At 65.9% G+C, this 14084-nt stretch carries 12 protein-coding genes; 2 read left to right on the top strand and 10 right to left on the bottom strand.

What is annotated here, in order from left to right:
- Nucleotides 1-213 precede the first annotated feature (213 nt).
- On the top strand, nucleotides 214-1971 hold the full coding sequence (locus AC0J5K_RS21825) for a hypothetical protein (protein ID WP_420398579.1): 1758 nt from the start codon (nucleotides 214-216) through the stop codon (nucleotides 1969-1971).
- Between the two features lie 81 nt (nucleotides 1972-2052).
- Here the strand turns inward: AC0J5K_RS21825 and manD are convergent, their stop codons facing one another.
- The gene (gene manD / locus AC0J5K_RS21820; protein WP_274564152.1) at nucleotides 2053-3276 is read right to left on the bottom strand and encodes a D-mannonate dehydratase ManD; all 1224 of its coding nucleotides are present in this window, start codon (nucleotides 3274-3276) and stop codon (nucleotides 2053-2055) included.
- A gap of 71 nt (nucleotides 3277-3347) precedes the next feature.
- The gene (locus tag AC0J5K_RS21815; RefSeq protein ID WP_074837929.1) at nucleotides 3348-4487 is read right to left on the bottom strand and encodes a Gfo/Idh/MocA family protein; all 1140 of its coding nucleotides are present in this window, start codon (nucleotides 4485-4487) and stop codon (nucleotides 3348-3350) included.
- Nucleotides 4488-4658: 171 nt separating this feature from the next.
- Between AC0J5K_RS21815 and AC0J5K_RS21810 the strand changes: the two genes are divergently transcribed.
- Nucleotides 4659-5858 carry an AGE family epimerase/isomerase gene (locus tag AC0J5K_RS21810; protein WP_274564150.1) on the top strand — a complete coding sequence of 400 codons (1200 nt, stop codon included), beginning with the start codon at nucleotides 4659-4661 and terminating at the stop codon, nucleotides 5856-5858.
- On the opposite strand, the gene AC0J5K_RS21805 is transcribed toward AC0J5K_RS21810, so the two are convergent.
- The 8 genes from AC0J5K_RS21805 to AC0J5K_RS21770 form a co-directional block, all read right to left on the bottom strand.
- The gene (locus tag AC0J5K_RS21805; protein ID WP_048535697.1) at nucleotides 5855-6919 is read right to left on the bottom strand and encodes an ABC transporter ATP-binding protein; all 1065 of its coding nucleotides are present in this window, start codon (nucleotides 6917-6919) and stop codon (nucleotides 5855-5857) included. The genes AC0J5K_RS21810 and AC0J5K_RS21805 overlap by 4 nt on opposite strands.
- Nucleotides 6920-6962: 43 nt before the next feature.
- Entirely contained in the window at nucleotides 6963-7799 is an 837-nt protein-coding gene (locus AC0J5K_RS21800) for a carbohydrate ABC transporter permease (protein WP_048535696.1), read from the bottom strand.
- 2 nt (nucleotides 7800-7801) lie between these two features.
- Complete coding sequence (locus tag AC0J5K_RS21795; RefSeq protein ID WP_048535729.1) at nucleotides 7802-8689, bottom strand: carbohydrate ABC transporter permease; 888 nt, start codon at nucleotides 8687-8689, stop codon at nucleotides 7802-7804.
- Between the two features lie 63 nt (nucleotides 8690-8752).
- Nucleotides 8753-10048: an ABC transporter substrate-binding protein gene (locus tag AC0J5K_RS21790; RefSeq protein ID WP_274564143.1), complete on the bottom strand. Its 1296-nt coding sequence runs from the start codon at nucleotides 10046-10048 to the stop codon at nucleotides 8753-8755.
- Nucleotides 10032-11342 (bottom strand): neutral/alkaline non-lysosomal ceramidase N-terminal domain-containing protein, encoded by a 1311-nt coding sequence (locus tag AC0J5K_RS21785; RefSeq protein WP_274564142.1) that lies wholly within the window; start codon nucleotides 11340-11342, stop codon nucleotides 10032-10034. Before AC0J5K_RS21785 ends, AC0J5K_RS21790 begins: the two co-directional genes overlap by 17 nt.
- Complete coding sequence (locus AC0J5K_RS21780; RefSeq protein ID WP_274564141.1) at nucleotides 11339-12487, bottom strand: N-acetylglucosamine-6-phosphate deacetylase; 1149 nt, start codon at nucleotides 12485-12487, stop codon at nucleotides 11339-11341. Before AC0J5K_RS21780 ends, AC0J5K_RS21785 begins: the two co-directional genes overlap by 4 nt.
- Entirely contained in the window at nucleotides 12484-13263 is a 780-nt protein-coding gene (locus AC0J5K_RS21775) for a sugar isomerase domain-containing protein (RefSeq protein ID WP_274564139.1), read from the bottom strand. The genes AC0J5K_RS21780 and AC0J5K_RS21775 overlap by 4 nt, the downstream gene beginning before the upstream one ends.
- A complete protein-coding gene (locus tag AC0J5K_RS21770; protein ID WP_274564137.1) occupies nucleotides 13256-14050 on the bottom strand; it encodes a 6-phosphogluconolactonase in 795 nt (264 codons plus the stop codon). Before AC0J5K_RS21770 ends, AC0J5K_RS21775 begins: the two co-directional genes overlap by 8 nt.
- Nucleotides 14051-14084 lie beyond the last annotated feature (34 nt).

Here is a 14084-nt window from a genome sequence, read left to right as displayed (position 1 = left end):
TCGCGACAATCCCCTGCCGGCGCCGCCGTCGTTTCCGAAACGCGCGCAATAATCTGAAAATATAGGGGAAAATCATAACTCTTTTGCGACAAGAGTCGCGGAAGGATAGCTTCTTCACGTTGGGGAAAACAGAGGCGTAAGTGGGGCCGGTCAGCCGGGACCGGTGCTTTTGGGGGCCGCACGCGGAGATTTTTGAAAGGATACGTCAGCGACATGACCGACATTAATGATCCAGGCGATACAATTTACGAATTTGATCCAAGCGGCGGCACCAAGGGTTCGGGAACGGGTGGCTCGGGAACCGGCGGCTCCGGCAGCGGTGGCAGCAAAGGCTCCGGCTCTGGCGGGTCGGGCTCTGGTGGCTCCGGCAGCGGCGGCAGCAAAGGCTCCGGTTCCGGCGGTTCGGGATCCGGCGGTTCCGGCAGCGGCGGCAGCAAGGGCTCCGGCTCTGGCGGGTCGGGATCCGGTGGGTCCGGCAGCGGCGGCAGCAAAGGCTCCGGCTCCGGCGGTTCGGGATCCGGTGGGTCCGGCAGCGGTGGTAGCAAGGGCTCCGGCTCCGGCGGTTCGGGCTCCGGTGGCTCCGGCAGCGGCGGCAGCAAAGGCTCCGGTTCCGGCGGTTCGGGCTCCGGTGGCTCGAAAGGCACTGGTGGCAGTGGCAATGACAAGGCCAGCACGACGAAAGCCTATCACAACGGGGGCGTCGAGGGAGACGGCTATTCCGAGTGGTACGACGCCAACATGGCCGATGAGTTCAAGACCGAGGACAGCGCGCCGGAAAGCTTCGTGCTCGACCTGAGCGACGCCGGCGCGGCCTTTGTGCTCAACGTGACGACCTCCGAGGACGGCACCCAGATGGGCAGCGTCGAATTCCAGGATGCCGATGGCAACCCGGTTGCCTGGGGCCACTTCGGCAACGTCAGCGAGATCATCCTGCCGGATGATCCGACGAGCTACTTCTATACCGAAAGCGATTTCGAGTTCATTGGCGAGCACGGCGAAGGCAAACCGCCGGAAGTCTCGCTCGACGCCTATCTCTCGGTCGCGGAAGAGGGCGACGAGACCGGCGGCACCAAAGGCTCCGGCACGGCGGGATCTGGCACGGGCGGCAGCAAGGGCTCCGGTTCCGGTGGCAGCAAAGGGTCCGGCTCTGGCGGTTCCGGCAGCGGCGGCTCCGGTTCGGGTGGCAGCAAAGGCTCCGGCTCCGGTGGTTCGGGTTCTGGTGGTTCCGGCTCGGGTGGCAGCAAAGGCTCGGGTTCCGGAGGTTCGGGTTCTGGTGGTTCCGGCTCGGGTGGCAGCAAGGGCTCCGGTTCTGGCGGCTCCGGTTCGGGTGGCAGCAAGGGCTCTGGTTCTGGCGGCTCCGGCAGCGGTGGCTCCGGTTCGGGTGGCAGCAAGGGCTCTGGTTCTGGCGGCTCCGGCAGCGGTGGCTCCGGTTCGGGTGGCAGCAAGGGCTCCGGTTCTGGCGGCTCCGGCAGCGGTGGCTCCGGTTCCGGTGGCAGCAAAGGCTCCGGTTCCGGGGGTTCCGGCAGCGGCGGCTCCGGTTCCGGTGGCAGCAAAGGCTCCGGTTCCGGGGGTTCCGGCAGCGGCGGCTCCGGTTCGGGCGGCAGCAAGGGCTCCGGTTCCGGCGGCTCGGGCAGCGGATCCGGAGGCTCCGGTTCCGGCAGCGGTGGCTCGGGCTCTGGCTCGGGCGGTTCCGGCAGCGGATCCGGTGGCTCGGGCTCCGGTGGGTCCAAGGGATCCGGCTCTGGCGGGTCCGGCAGCGGTGGCTCCAAGGGTTCGGGAACCGGCGGGTCCAAGGGTACCGAGGATTGGGCGGCGGCGTCCGGTCTGCCGGCCTTTACCCCCGATCCGACCGATTATCCCGACATGTCGGAAGACGCGGTCATGAAGATGATGACCCAGGGCGCGGACGACCAGGAAACGCCCGAAGACGAGACCCCGGACGACTGGGACGACAGCGACATCATGGTCTGAGCCTCCGGCCCGACATGACGAAAACGCGCGGCACGAGAAATCGTGCCGCGCGTGCCATTTGCAGGCCAGGCCCGCGCGAGGTCAGTAATTCCACATCGTGCCGTCTTCGAGCCGCACGACCGGATGGCTGCCGGGCTGGTATTCGTAGCGCGCGACTTCGGATTCGTCGAAATCCACGCCAAGCCCCGGCGCGTCCGAGACATAGACCATGCCGTTCTCCATCCGGTGCTCCGACGGAAACAGCGCGTCGCATTCCGGGGTGCCCAGCACCAGGTATTCCTGCACGCCAAAGTTCGGCGCCCAGGCGTTGAGATGCGCCTGCGCCGCCATGCAGAGCGGCGAATGACTGGGCGCACCGTGGAAACCGGTCTTGACGTGGTGCAGCGCGGCCAGATCTACGATCCGTTTTACATGGGTGATGCCGCCGGCATAGGTCGCCGCGACGCGGATGTAATCGATCAGCTCCTGCTCGATCAGCTTGTTGCAATCGTAGATCGAATTGAACACCTCGCCGATGGCCACCGGCACCGTGGAATGCCGGCGCAGGAGCTTCAGCGCGTCCTGATCGTCGGCCGGGGTCGGATCTTCCAGCCAGAACAGGCCGACCGGCTCCACCGCCTTGGCAAATTCCGCCGCCTCGCGCGGGGTCAGCCGGTGGTGCACATCGTGCAGGATGTGCAGCTCGGGGCCAAACCGCTCGCGGATCCGCATCAGCGCCTCGGGCATGAAGCGCATGTATTTGCCGCTGTCCCAGATCTCGACCGTGGGCCGGATGCCGCTGTAATCGGTGATGTAGTTCCGGGCGCCCTTTTCCTCCGGCACCGCATAGCTGGCCGTCGGCATGCCGGGAATGCCGCATTGCACCCGCACCGCCTTGTAGCCTTCGTCGACATAGGCGGCGACGGAGTCCATCAAATCCTCGAGATCGGCGCCGGTGGCATGGGCGTAACACATGGCGCCGTCACGGCTCTTGCCGCCAAAGAGCTGATACAGCGGCATGTTCGCCAGCTTGCCCTTGATATCCCAGAGCGCCATGTCGATGGCGCCATATGCCGCCATGGCAATCGGCCCGCGCCGGAAATAGGCGCCGCGATAGAGGAATTGCCAGATATCCTCGGAATTGCGCGGGTCCATGCCGATCAGATTGGGGATCAGGTAATCCTGAAGGTATTTCGCCGGCAGGGTCTCGCGGTTGTTCAGCGTCGCATCGCCGAGACCGTAGACACCCTGATCGGTCATGATCTTGAGCGTGACATAATTCTTCTTGGGGCCGCCGACAAAGACCCTGGCGTCGGTGATTTTCATGCTGTCTCCTCCTGAAAAAGCCGCCCCCGCGCCCTCTGCGCGGCACCGGGCGGGGAATACCTGGGGCGGGCTCAGCCCAGATCGGTCACATCAGTCCAGCTCCGGTTCTGGCGGAGCCGCTCGATGATCTTCTGGTCGCGGCTGCCCTCTGCAAAGGTCGGGTAGGGCGCCACCGTCTCGCCCTGGATGTCGCGCAGGAACTCCCGCGCGAGGTAATGCCAGCACAATTCGGTCTCGCCCGCGACTTCAGGCATCCCGGCGGCAATCTCCGGCGGCAGGGCCTGCGCCTGCCACTGTTTGTCGGCGCCGTAGTGAAAGAGCTGGCCGCTGCCGTAATGGCCCTTGATGTAGATCGCGCCGGCGGTGCCATAGACCACGATGTGATCTTCGTGAAAGCGCGGCACCAGACCGCCGTGCTTGAACAGCACCGACACCGGCTTGTCGGCCAACGGGCTTTCGAGCTGCGCCATCACGGTATACGACCATTCGACATTGCTCTCGCCCCATTGCAGCGCGGGATCCTCCAGGTTCTCGGGGATGAAGTTCCGCCGCGTGGCAAAGTTGTGCACCCCCTCGACGATGGGCGCGCGACCCAGATCGTCGCGCACCTCGCCGGCGATGTTGAGGATGCGGTCGCCGACAAGAGCGCAGGCAATCGACAGCGTGTGGGTGAAATTGTTGTTGAGCCGCCCGCCGCCCTGTTCGCGGCGGTGCGACCAGCCGAAGGGGATCGCGCGCTCGAGGTTGAAATGCGAGATGCATTCGATTTCGGTCGGTTCGCCAATCGCACCTTCGGCCACCAGTTGCCGGGCGTGCAGCACCGAGGGCGTGTAGCGGAAGCTGGCGGCATAGGCGGTTTTCACCCCCCGGGCGGCCGCCAGATCGCGCAGCTCGACGGCGGTTTCGGCGCTCTCGGTCATCGGCTTGTCGCAGAACACATGGCAGCCGGCGGCAATGGCGGATTTGATCGGCGCGTAATGCGCCCCGCCGGGGGTGGCGATCGAGACGATATCGGGCTGGCAGGCGGCCAGCGCCGCATCCCAATCGGTGCCGGCATAGGGAATGCCGCCGGCCTCGGCCACCTCTTCGACCACCCGCGGCGTGCGGCCGACGATGCCGACAATCTCGGCCCCGGCGCCGCGAAAGGCATCGGCATGGCCTTGGCCGGCAAAGCCGGTGCCGGAGATCAGAACTTTCAACGGGGCGCTCATGGGGTCCTCCTCAAATTAGACGACTAGTATACTAGATGCTTTGCCCGAGCGGAGCAATGGCAATTTCCACCCCTGCGCGGGACTTGGCCGGTGCGATTTTTCGGTTACATTTCTTTCTGAATTCAGATATTTACCCGGGGATGGCCGGGAATTTCGACAGGAGTGACTTGCATGACACCCGATTGGATGCGCGACGCCGCCCGACGCTACGAAAGCTGCAACCGGGCGACTCTTCGCTGGCTTGTCGCGCGCGGCGATCCGGGGGCCGGCTTCCTCGACACCAAGGTGCATTCGATCACCGGGCAGGATTATGATGCCACCTCGGGGCTGCGCGGCCCCGGGTATACCTATGGCTGGATTCAGGGGCGCGGGCTCGAGGCGCTGGCCACATTTGCCGGCCACTACCGGGGCACGGATGCGGCCTTTGCCGCCGAACTGGAAACCGCCGCTTCGGCGCTGTACCGGCGGCTGGCCGAGCTGCACGCCCGCGACGGGCACGCCTATTTCCTGTATGACCGCGACCTGCGGCCGGTGGTGTCGCGCGACGGCGACCTCGCGCCGCAGACCGAAGCCGGCGCGATCTTCAGCTATTCAGATGCCTTCGTGGCCAAGGGGCTCTGTGCCGCCGCGCCTCTGTTCGCGCCCGAGGCACGGACCCGCCATCTTGCCTCTCTGATGTCGGTGATCGACGCGATCGAGGACGGCCGGTTCCAGATGGACGAAACCAGGCCATTGTTGCCCGCAAGCGTGGACGCGGAGCCGGACGATTTCGGCCCGCGCATGATCCTGCTGGCGGCGGCGGGGCTGCTGCACCGCCTGGGCCATTCCGACAAGACCGGCTTTGCCGACCGGTTCATCGATCACGTGCTGGAGCGCCATTTCGACCCCGCCTCCGGCCTGCTGCTGACCATCCGCGGCGAGGACATCTGCAACATCGGCCATGCCGTGGAATTCTGCGGCTTTGCCTTCGAACATCTCCTGACCCGCCCCGAAGATCCGCGGATCGCGCCGCTGGTCGACATCCTGCTGCGCTGTCTCGAGGTCGGAATGCAGGGCCCGGGGATCGCGCTGTATCTGTCGGCGCGAACCGGCGAACTGGCTTCGCCGTATTTTCCCTGGTGGCCCATGCCCGAGGCGATCCGCGCCTGTGCCCTGGGCTTTCAGCTGACCGGCGACCGCCGGCTGATCGCGCCCTGGCAAGAGGCCGATGCGGCGTTCTTTTCGCACTATTGGCGCGACGACAAGAGCTTTGCCTATCAGACCAGAACCCTTGAGGGCCCGGTGGATTTTGTCCCGGCGACCCCCGATCTCGACCCCGGCTATCACACCGGGCTGAGCCTTCTGGCCGCGATCCGGGCGATCGGCGCCTAGGCGTCGATACGCGCGCCGGTTTCGGCGTCGAAGAGCTGGGCGAAGGCGGGGTCCACGGTCAGGCGGTGGCGCTCGCCGGGATGGCAATCAAAGCGTTCGCGCAGCAGCGCGGTGATCGACTGGCCGGCCAGATCGGCCTGGATCAGGGTTTCCGATCCGGTCTGCTCGCTCGACTCGATTGTCACGTTCAGCCCGGCTGGCTCGGCAGTATGGCGCAGATGTTCGGGCCGCAGCCCGAGGTCGAAGGCACCCGAGAGCGCCCGGAACTGCGGCAGGTCCAGGCTCTGGCCATCCGCCAGCACCACGGCATCCGCGCCCGCCGTGCTGGTCACCGGCACGAAATTCATCGCCGGCGAGCCGATAAAGCCGGCAACAAAGCGGTTGACCGGGCGGTCATAAAGCTCGAGCGGCCGGCCGACCTGTTCGACGTGGCCGTCGCGCATGACCACCACGATATCGGCCATTGTCATCGCCTCGATCTGGTCATGGGTGACATAGATCGTCGTGGTGCGCAGCCTTTGGTGCATCGCCTTCAGCTCGGCGCGCATCTGCACCCGCAGCTTGGCGTCGAGGTTCGACAGCGGCTCGTCGAACAGAAACACCTGCGGCTGCCGGACGATGGCGCGGCCCATGGCGACCCGCTGGCGCTGCCCGCCGGAAAGCTGCTTGGGAAAGCGGTCGAGAAGCCCGTCGATCCCAAGGATCGTGGCCGCCTCATGCACCGCCGTCTCGATGTCCTTTTTCGGTTTCTTCAGCAGGCGCAGCGAAAACCCCATGTTCTGGGCCACCGTCATATGCGGGTAGAGCGCATAGTTCTGAAACACCATGGCGATGTCGCGGTTCTTGGATTCGACGTCGTTGACCACCCGGTCGCCGATCCGGATGTCGCCGCTGGTGACCTCTTCGAGCCCGGCGATCAGCCGCAGGATGGTCGACTTGCCGCAGCCCGACGGCCCCACCAGCGCGGCAAAGGCGCCTTCGGGGATCTCGAAAGAGACGCCATGCAGGGTCTCGACGGGGCCAAAGCTTTTCCGGAGGTCATTGATTTCAACTTGGGTCATTGCCGGTCTTTCAGAGGTCGGTGAGCGGAGGTCGCGCCTGGTTTCATTCTTTCATGCCGCTTGCCGCGATGCCTTCGACGAAGTTGCGGCGCAACAGGACAAAGGCGAGCACCGAGGGCACCATGACGGCGGCCGAGGCGGCGCTGAGTAGCGAAAGCTCCACGGTATAGGCACTCTGGAAATTCGCCAGACCGACCTCGATGGTGAACGAGGTCTTTCGGGTCAGGGTGATGATCGGCCAGGCAAAGGCGGTCCAGGCCTGGAAGAACGCCAGAACCGCCAGGGCGGCCAGCGGCCCGCGCAACAGCGGCACCACGATATGCCGGAAAATCCAGAATTCGCCGGCGCCATCGATCCGCGCGGCTTCCAGCAGCTCGTCGGGGATCGAGGCGATGACATTCTGGCGGATCAGGAAGATCCCGAAGCTCATCACCAGATAGCCGATCAGCAACCCGGTGATCGAGTTCAGCGCGCCAAGCGCCTTTACCTGGAAATAAAGCGGGATCATGTAGACTTCGAAGGGGATGATCGCCGTGGTCAGGAACAGGATGAAGATTACATTGATCGATCGGAAGGGGAACTTGGCCACCACATAGCCGGCCAGCGCCGAGGTTGCGACAATGGCGATCATCGACAGCGTCGCAAAGGCCAGGCTGTTGAACATCCAGCGCAGCAGCGGCGTCTCGGTGAAGACCGTGACAAAGTTTTCCAGCGTCGGGTTGCGGGGCAGGATGGTGGGCGGCCAGACCAGCATTTCCGCCGGTGTCTTGAAGCCGTTGGCGATCAGCATGATCAGCGGCAGCAGCAGCGCCAGGCAGATGAAGAACAGGCAGACATCGATCAGGAAGTTGCTGCGGCGGGCACGGGCCTTGGCGGACATGGTCACTTCCCCCCTTTCTGACGCAGCATGCCGAACTGCACCGCGGTCAGCACCAGCACGATGGAGAGCAGGATGACAGCCTCGGCGGCGGCATAGCCGACACGGAAGTTCTGAAAGCTGTTTTCCAGCATGTCGAGCACCAGCACCCGCACCAGCCGGCCGGGCGCGCCCTGGGTGTCGGACGCCAGCACATAGGCCTGGGCATAGACGTTGAAGCCGGAAATCAGCGTCACCACCGAGACGTAGAGCGTGATCGGCTTCAACAGCGGCACCGACATGAAGAAAAACGATTGGATGCCGTTGGCGCCGTCCAGCTTGGCGGCCTCATAGACCGATTTCGGCAGGTTGCGAAAGCCGACCAGATAGATCAGCACCGCATAGCCAAGGGTTTGCCAGGACACCAGAAGGATGATGCAGACCACCGACAGCACCGGATCGAACAGCCAGGCCTGCGCCTCGCCGCCAAGTGCCACGATGACCGCGTTGAGCGGCCCGAGCTTGGCATCGAATATCCATTTCCACGCCATCGCCGCCGGCACCAGCGAGACCACATGCGGAATGAAGACCGCGGTTTCGTAGAACCCGGCAAAGCGGCTGCGGGTGCGGTGATAGATCACCCCGGCCAGCGCCATGGACACCGGGATCGTCACCGCCATGGCGCCAAAGGCGATGATGGCGGTATTGGTCAGGGCATCGAGAAACTGGTCGTCGCCAAACAATTCGATGAAATTGGACAGGCCGACAAAGGTCTTGTCCCGCGACAGAAGGTTCCACTGGAACACGCTGAGCCGAAGCGTCTCGACGATGGGATACATCCGCACCCAGCCAAAGATCGCAAAGGTCGGAATGATCGCCATCACGGCGAACAGGAACCGTTTTCGTTTCAGCATCGTCATACCCCTGGTTTCGGGCGGCCCGGCTAGAGAGAGAGGCGCCGGGCCGCCGGATGGCGTTTACTCGGCCAGGATGCCGGCGCGATCGAGGATCGCGTTGGTCTCTTCCTCGGCGGATTCGAGCAGTGCCATCATCGCCGCGTCATCCCCGGCAAGCGAGGGGTCGGCAAAGGCTTCGGTTAGAACCGCCGCGAAACGCGTCAGGATCTCGTTGATCGGCTCGATCGAGGGCAGGGTGAACAGATCGTAATCCTCGGGCAGATCGACAAAGGCCGAAAACTGCGGCTTGGCCTCGATGACGCCGCTGTAATCCACGCCCGCCCGGTTCGGCAGCCAGCCGACATTGTCGAGCAGCCAGATCAGGTGCTCGGGCTTGTTGGCCTCGATGGCAAAGGCCCAGGCCGCGTCCTGCGCCGCGTCGGAGCCGCCGGAAACATAGAGATTGACCGGCAGCGCGATGGAGCCGCGCGGCAGCAGCGCCGTGTCATAGTTGAGCTCGGGCGCCTTTTTCTCGGTGTCGCCGATCACCCAGCTTTCCCGGATAAACATCGCGGTCTGGCCGCGTTGAAAGGCGGCCGCATCGGCCGGCATGTCGATGGTGACGGTCTTGTCGCCGCTGACCGCGTTCACATATTGCCGCAGCGCCGCCAGACCAGCCTCATTGGCATAGGCGGCGCGGTATTTGTCGCCGACCGGTTCCAGCAGCGCGCCGCCGAACTGGTGCATGTTGATCCAGAACTTCTCGGCAATGCCGCCGCCGCCGCCGGACAGGCGCAGCGACCAGCCCGAGACCGTCGGATTGCCATCGGCATCGCGCTGGGTCAGCTTGGCGGCATAGTCGTCATATTCCTCCATCGTCGTCGGCGGGCCGTCCAGGCCGGCCTCGGCCAGCATGTCGGTGTTGTAGAACAGCGCGCCCTGGCCACGGAACAGCGGCACGCCGTAGACGGTGCCGTCCACCGTGGCGGTGTCGCGGAAGAACGGTTCGAAATTGCCGGCATCATTGACGAAGTCGGCGATGTCGTCGGGCGCCGGCGGCAGCAGATCGTTCACGATATAGCGGTTCGCCGTCGATCCGATGAGTTCGAGAACCGTGGCATCGTCAAGCCCGGACGACAGGCCCAGCGCCACCCGCTTTTCGTGATCGCGCAGGCCGATCGGCTCGACGATCACGTTGAGATCGGGATATTCGTCGCTCATGCCCTCGGCCACGCGCTCGTAGAAATCCGCCAGTTCCGGGAAGCCGCCCCAGATCACGACGTCCTGCGCCTGGGCCGACAGCGTGCCGGCCAGCATCAGCCCGGCAGACCACATGGTCGCCTTGGCGACGGTTCCGTTTCTACCCCTGAATGTCATGTGAACTCTCCTTGTTGTTGGACGTTTTGATTGAACAGCCTTCAGCGGTCGCAATCGCCGCTGTTTCGGCGGCACGTTGGGCTGCTTGGGACAACGCCTCCGCCACGCCGGGCGCGATCGACGCACCCATTCCGTAAAATCTATGTGCTTCCTCAACCTCGTAGCCGCCCGCGTCAAATTCTTCGCGGGGCGGGATATAGCCGGGATTGTCATCGGCATAAGCGATGATGTGGAGCGGCCCGGTTCCGCCTAGCGAATGCCGCAGGTCAAGCGCGGTCCGGGCAAAGATCTCGCCCGGCAGCCCGAGGATGCGCGCCCCGGCCCAGTGCAGCGCGGTGCAGCGGGCGGGCATCGGATCGATCTCCCGGTCCATCCTCTGTTCGGCCCACTCCGCCCAGATCGCATGGATATCGCCCGGCGCCTGCGACGCGGCGCGCCAGCGCCGCGCCAGATCTGCTCGGTCGCCCACCTCGCGCGGCGCGAACCTGAGCCTGTCAAAGCCCTCGCCGGCACCGCTTACGCCGGTCAGCGGCGCCAGATCGGCGGCGAGCGCGGCCTGTGCCACACCTTCGCCGATGACGCGGGCCCGGTCGTAAGTGCGGTCGCTCTGACGCGCACGGCTCAGCGAGGCGGCGGCGCTGTGCCCGGTGTTCACATCGCCGGCGCAGCCGGTGGCAAAGATCGCAATCGCCCCGGGGCTGGCCGCTTCGAGACGGGCGCGCAGGAAATGCGGGAAATCGGCGGTCCAATGCAGGTTGTCGGCGCCCAGCACCACCGGATGGCAGGCGTAAGAGACGAAATAGGCCAGCACCGTCCCGTCCATCCGGTCAAACCGCAGCACCGGCACCCCCCGGTCGACCGGCCCGCCGGCGTGCCGCCGGTTGCTGGCAAATCCGGGCTCGGCGCCGCATCCGCCGTACAGCCTGGCCGGCTGGCGCGCCTGCGCGGCCTCTTCGATGGCGCGCAGGATACCGGTTTCCAGCCGCCGCAGAAATTCGGCATCGGCGCGGCCCGCCAGCCGGCCGGGCATCGAGACCGGGCCGCCATGGGTATGGGTGGCCGCAAGGGTGATGTTCTGCGCCGGCAGAGGGCTGCGGGCGCGGACCCGCGCCGAGAGCGCGGCGTCGATGCCGATCACGTCCACCGCCACCAGCGCCGTGTCCTCCACCACCAGGGCCCGCACCGTCAACGCATCATGCGCGCCCTCTGCCGGAGCCTGCCGCGCCGCGAACCCGGCCATGGCGCCCCCCGGCGGCGGGGTGATATCGACGACCGAGACCCCGACCCGCGTCATGAGCGCACGCTGACGCCGTCAAAGACGATCTCGGCCGGAAGCAGCCGGCCATCGGCGGCCGCGCCTTGGAACAACAGGAAATTGGCCGGCGCACCGGGGCTCAGGGCCAGGTCGCGGCCGATCATTCGCGCCGGGTTGACCGTGGCCATGCGTAGCGCGTCAGCCGCCGGAAAGCCGGTGAAGGCCTGATAGCCGCAGACGATATCCAGCAGGCAGGCGCCGCTGCCGGCCAGGTATTCGGTGCCCGCAATCGCCACTTGGCCGCAGTCGCTGACCTCGACATCGCCGCCGATCGGCGACTGGTAGCGGCCCGGCGCCATGCCGGCGAATTTCACGCTGTCCGAGACAAGAACCACCCGCTCGTCCCCCTTGGCGCGGATCATGGCGCGGGCGGTGGCGCGGGACAGGTGATGACCATCCAGAATCAGACTGGCGGTGAGCCGGTCGTCGGACAATTGCGCCCAGATCGCATTCGGATGGCGCGGCAGGGTGGCGGCGATGCCGTTGCCCAGATGGGTCGACATCCGCGCACCGGCGGCAACGGCGCGCGCGATATCCTCTTCCGTCGCATCGCAATGGCCCAGCGCGACACAGATGCCGCGATCGGCCAGAGCTTTGATATAGGCCGTCGCCCCGGCTGTTTCGGGCGCGAGGGTGACCATCCGCACCAGCCCGCCGGCGGCGTCCTGCCAGCGAGCGAACTCCTCGGTCGCGGGCGGGCGCACATGCGCCAGCGGATGCGCCCCCCTCGGGCCCTCCTTGGGCGAGATCGACGGGCCTTCGACATGGATGCCGGCGATCATCTTGCCGGCCAAGGGCAGGGTCTCCTGCGCCCTGCGGATCGCCGACAGCCGCTGGCACAGCGCGGCCTCGGAGGCGGTGATCAGCGTCGGCAGAAAGGCCGCCACCCCGACCTTGACCAGCGCCTTGCACAAAGCCTCGACCGCCTCCGGCGTCAGCCTGCCGTCGTTCAGATCGTGGCCGCCAAAGCCGTTGACCTGAAGGTCCACGAAGCCGGGCGACAGCAGCGGCAGATCCGCCTCGTCGCACCTGGTCACGGCGGCGATCCGACCGTCGCGCAGATGCAGGGTCTTGCCTTCGCCGCTCAGAACGTCGCGGCCCGAGAACGTGGCGACAGAGGTCAAAGCGCGCGTACCCTTCCGCGAAAGTTGCCCAGGAATTTCCGGTTTGCCTCGTCGCCGCCCGGCGCATTGCCGCTGCGCCAGACCGGCGGCTCGACGCTCTTGTCGCGCAGATGCAGCACCGTGCGGATCACCAGCGTGTTCAGCGCCGTGGCATTGGCAAAGGTCGACACCGCCGCAATGCGTTCCGCCATGCCGGGGATCTCGACGATGGCGTCGCCGATCTGAACCTTGCTGTCGATGGCCACGTCGACCAGATCATGCAGGTTCTGTTTCGACGGATGCCGGGCCGGGTGATCGGCGGCAGTGCTCTCGGCGTGCTGCCGCGAGGAGATGCCGATGGTCTTCACCCCCCGTTCCTTCGCCACCAGTGCCGCGTCGATCAGCGCCGCGTTGATGCCATAGGCGTTCACCAAGATCAGCAGATCGCCGGCGGCCAGCCCCTGGTCCTCGATCACGATCCGGCCATAGCCCGGCGTCCGTTCGATCGCCATCGAGCGCAGAGCGCCGTTCGACAACAGCGTGCCTTCGTCGAGGATGGCATTGACATGCATCAGCCCGCCGGCCCGGAAAAACACCTCTTGCGTGGCCAGGTTGGAATGGCCGCCGGGGCCAAAGACATGCACCAGCCGATCCTCGGCCACATGATCCGCGATCATCCGCGCGGCGGCGTCCAGCGGGCCGGTCTCTTCGCGCTGGATGCGGCGCATCAGCGTGACGACATCCTCCAGATAGCCGGTGCAGATCTCGTCGGCGGTGCGGGGGGTCGGGTCATCCATGCGGGGCGGCCTCGCGGTCAAGGTAGATGGTGCAATTGCGGTGGGTCCGAAGGATACTGGCCGGGCAATCGGTGCTGATCGGCCCTTCCAGCGCCGCCTTGACGGCTGCACGCTTGCGGGCGCCGGGCACCGCGCAGAACAGCGCGTCCGCGGCCATCAGCGTCGGAATGGTCAGCGTGATCGCCCGCTCCGGCACCGCCTCGAATCGCGCGAAACATCCGTCGTCGACCTGTTGCTGGCGGCAGACCCCGTCCAGTTCGACAACCCGCACCGCCTGGCTGTCGTGGAAATCGGCGACCGGCGGGTCGTTGAAGGCGATATGCCCGTTCACCCCGATGCCGAGACAGACGATATCGATCGGCGCCTCGGCCAGACGCGCGGCGTATCCCGCGCAGATCTCGTCGGCGGTGCCCTCGGCGGCAATCCGGTGCACCGCGCCAAAGGGCACCTTGGAAAACAGATGCGCCTCGAGCCAGTTGCCGAACCGCTCCGGCGCCGCGGCCTCGAGGCCGAGGTAATCGTCCATGTGAAAGGCGGTGACCTGCCCCCAGGGAATATCCGGCAGGGCGACCAGGCTGGCCAGCATGTCCGACTGGCTGGGGGCGGCGGCAAAGATGATCCGCACCTCGGCCTTCCGCGCGGCCACCTGGCGGATCCGGGCCGCGACATCCGCGGCAACGGCGGCGCCCAGGGCCGGGCGGGATTCATAAATCTCGACGCAGTATTTTTCGCTCAGCCCGCTGGCCCCGCGGCCCGGCACCTCTGAAACACGCTCGCTACTCTTCATGACTCACATTCCCCTGATTGACAGTCAGCACACC

It is taken from the genome of Marinovum sp. E3 (assembly GCF_055755275.1).
Note: the sequence above shows the minus strand (reverse complement) of the source record. Positions and strands in the feature narration are given on the sequence as shown.

What these genes read in the sequence shown, in the direction of transcription:
- AC0J5K_RS21770 (WP_274564137.1), bottom strand. Translation starts at nt 14,050, where the DNA reads ATGAAGAGTAGCGAGCGTGTTTCAGAGGTGCCGGGCCGCGGGGCCAGC.
- AC0J5K_RS21810 (WP_274564150.1), top strand. Translation starts at nt 4,659, where the DNA reads ATGACACCCGATTGGATGCGCGACGCCGCCCGACGCTACGAAAGCTGC.
- AC0J5K_RS21800 (WP_048535696.1), bottom strand. Translation starts at nt 7,799, where the DNA reads ATGTCCGCCAAGGCCCGTGCCCGCCGCAGCAACTTCCTGATCGATGTC.
- AC0J5K_RS21790 (WP_274564143.1), bottom strand. Translation starts at nt 10,048, where the DNA reads ATGACATTCAGGGGTAGAAACGGAACCGTCGCCAAGGCGACCATGTGG.
- manD (WP_274564152.1), bottom strand. Translation starts at nt 3,276, where the DNA reads ATGAAAATCACCGACGCCAGGGTCTTTGTCGGCGGCCCCAAGAAGAAT.
- AC0J5K_RS21805 (WP_048535697.1), bottom strand. Translation starts at nt 6,919, where the DNA reads ATGACCCAAGTTGAAATCAATGACCTCCGGAAAAGCTTTGGCCCCGTC.
- AC0J5K_RS21775 (WP_274564139.1), bottom strand. Translation starts at nt 13,263, where the DNA reads ATGGATGACCCGACCCCCCGCACCGCCGACGAGATCTGCACCGGCTAT.
- AC0J5K_RS21815 (WP_074837929.1), bottom strand. Translation starts at nt 4,487, where the DNA reads ATGAGCGCCCCGTTGAAAGTTCTGATCTCCGGCACCGGCTTTGCCGGC.
- AC0J5K_RS21825 (WP_420398579.1), top strand. Translation starts at nt 214, where the DNA reads ATGACCGACATTAATGATCCAGGCGATACAATTTACGAATTTGATCCA.
- AC0J5K_RS21785 (WP_274564142.1), bottom strand. Translation starts at nt 11,342, where the DNA reads ATGACGCGGGTCGGGGTCTCGGTCGTCGATATCACCCCGCCGCCGGGG.
- AC0J5K_RS21795 (WP_048535729.1), bottom strand. Translation starts at nt 8,689, where the DNA reads ATGCTGAAACGAAAACGGTTCCTGTTCGCCGTGATGGCGATCATTCCG.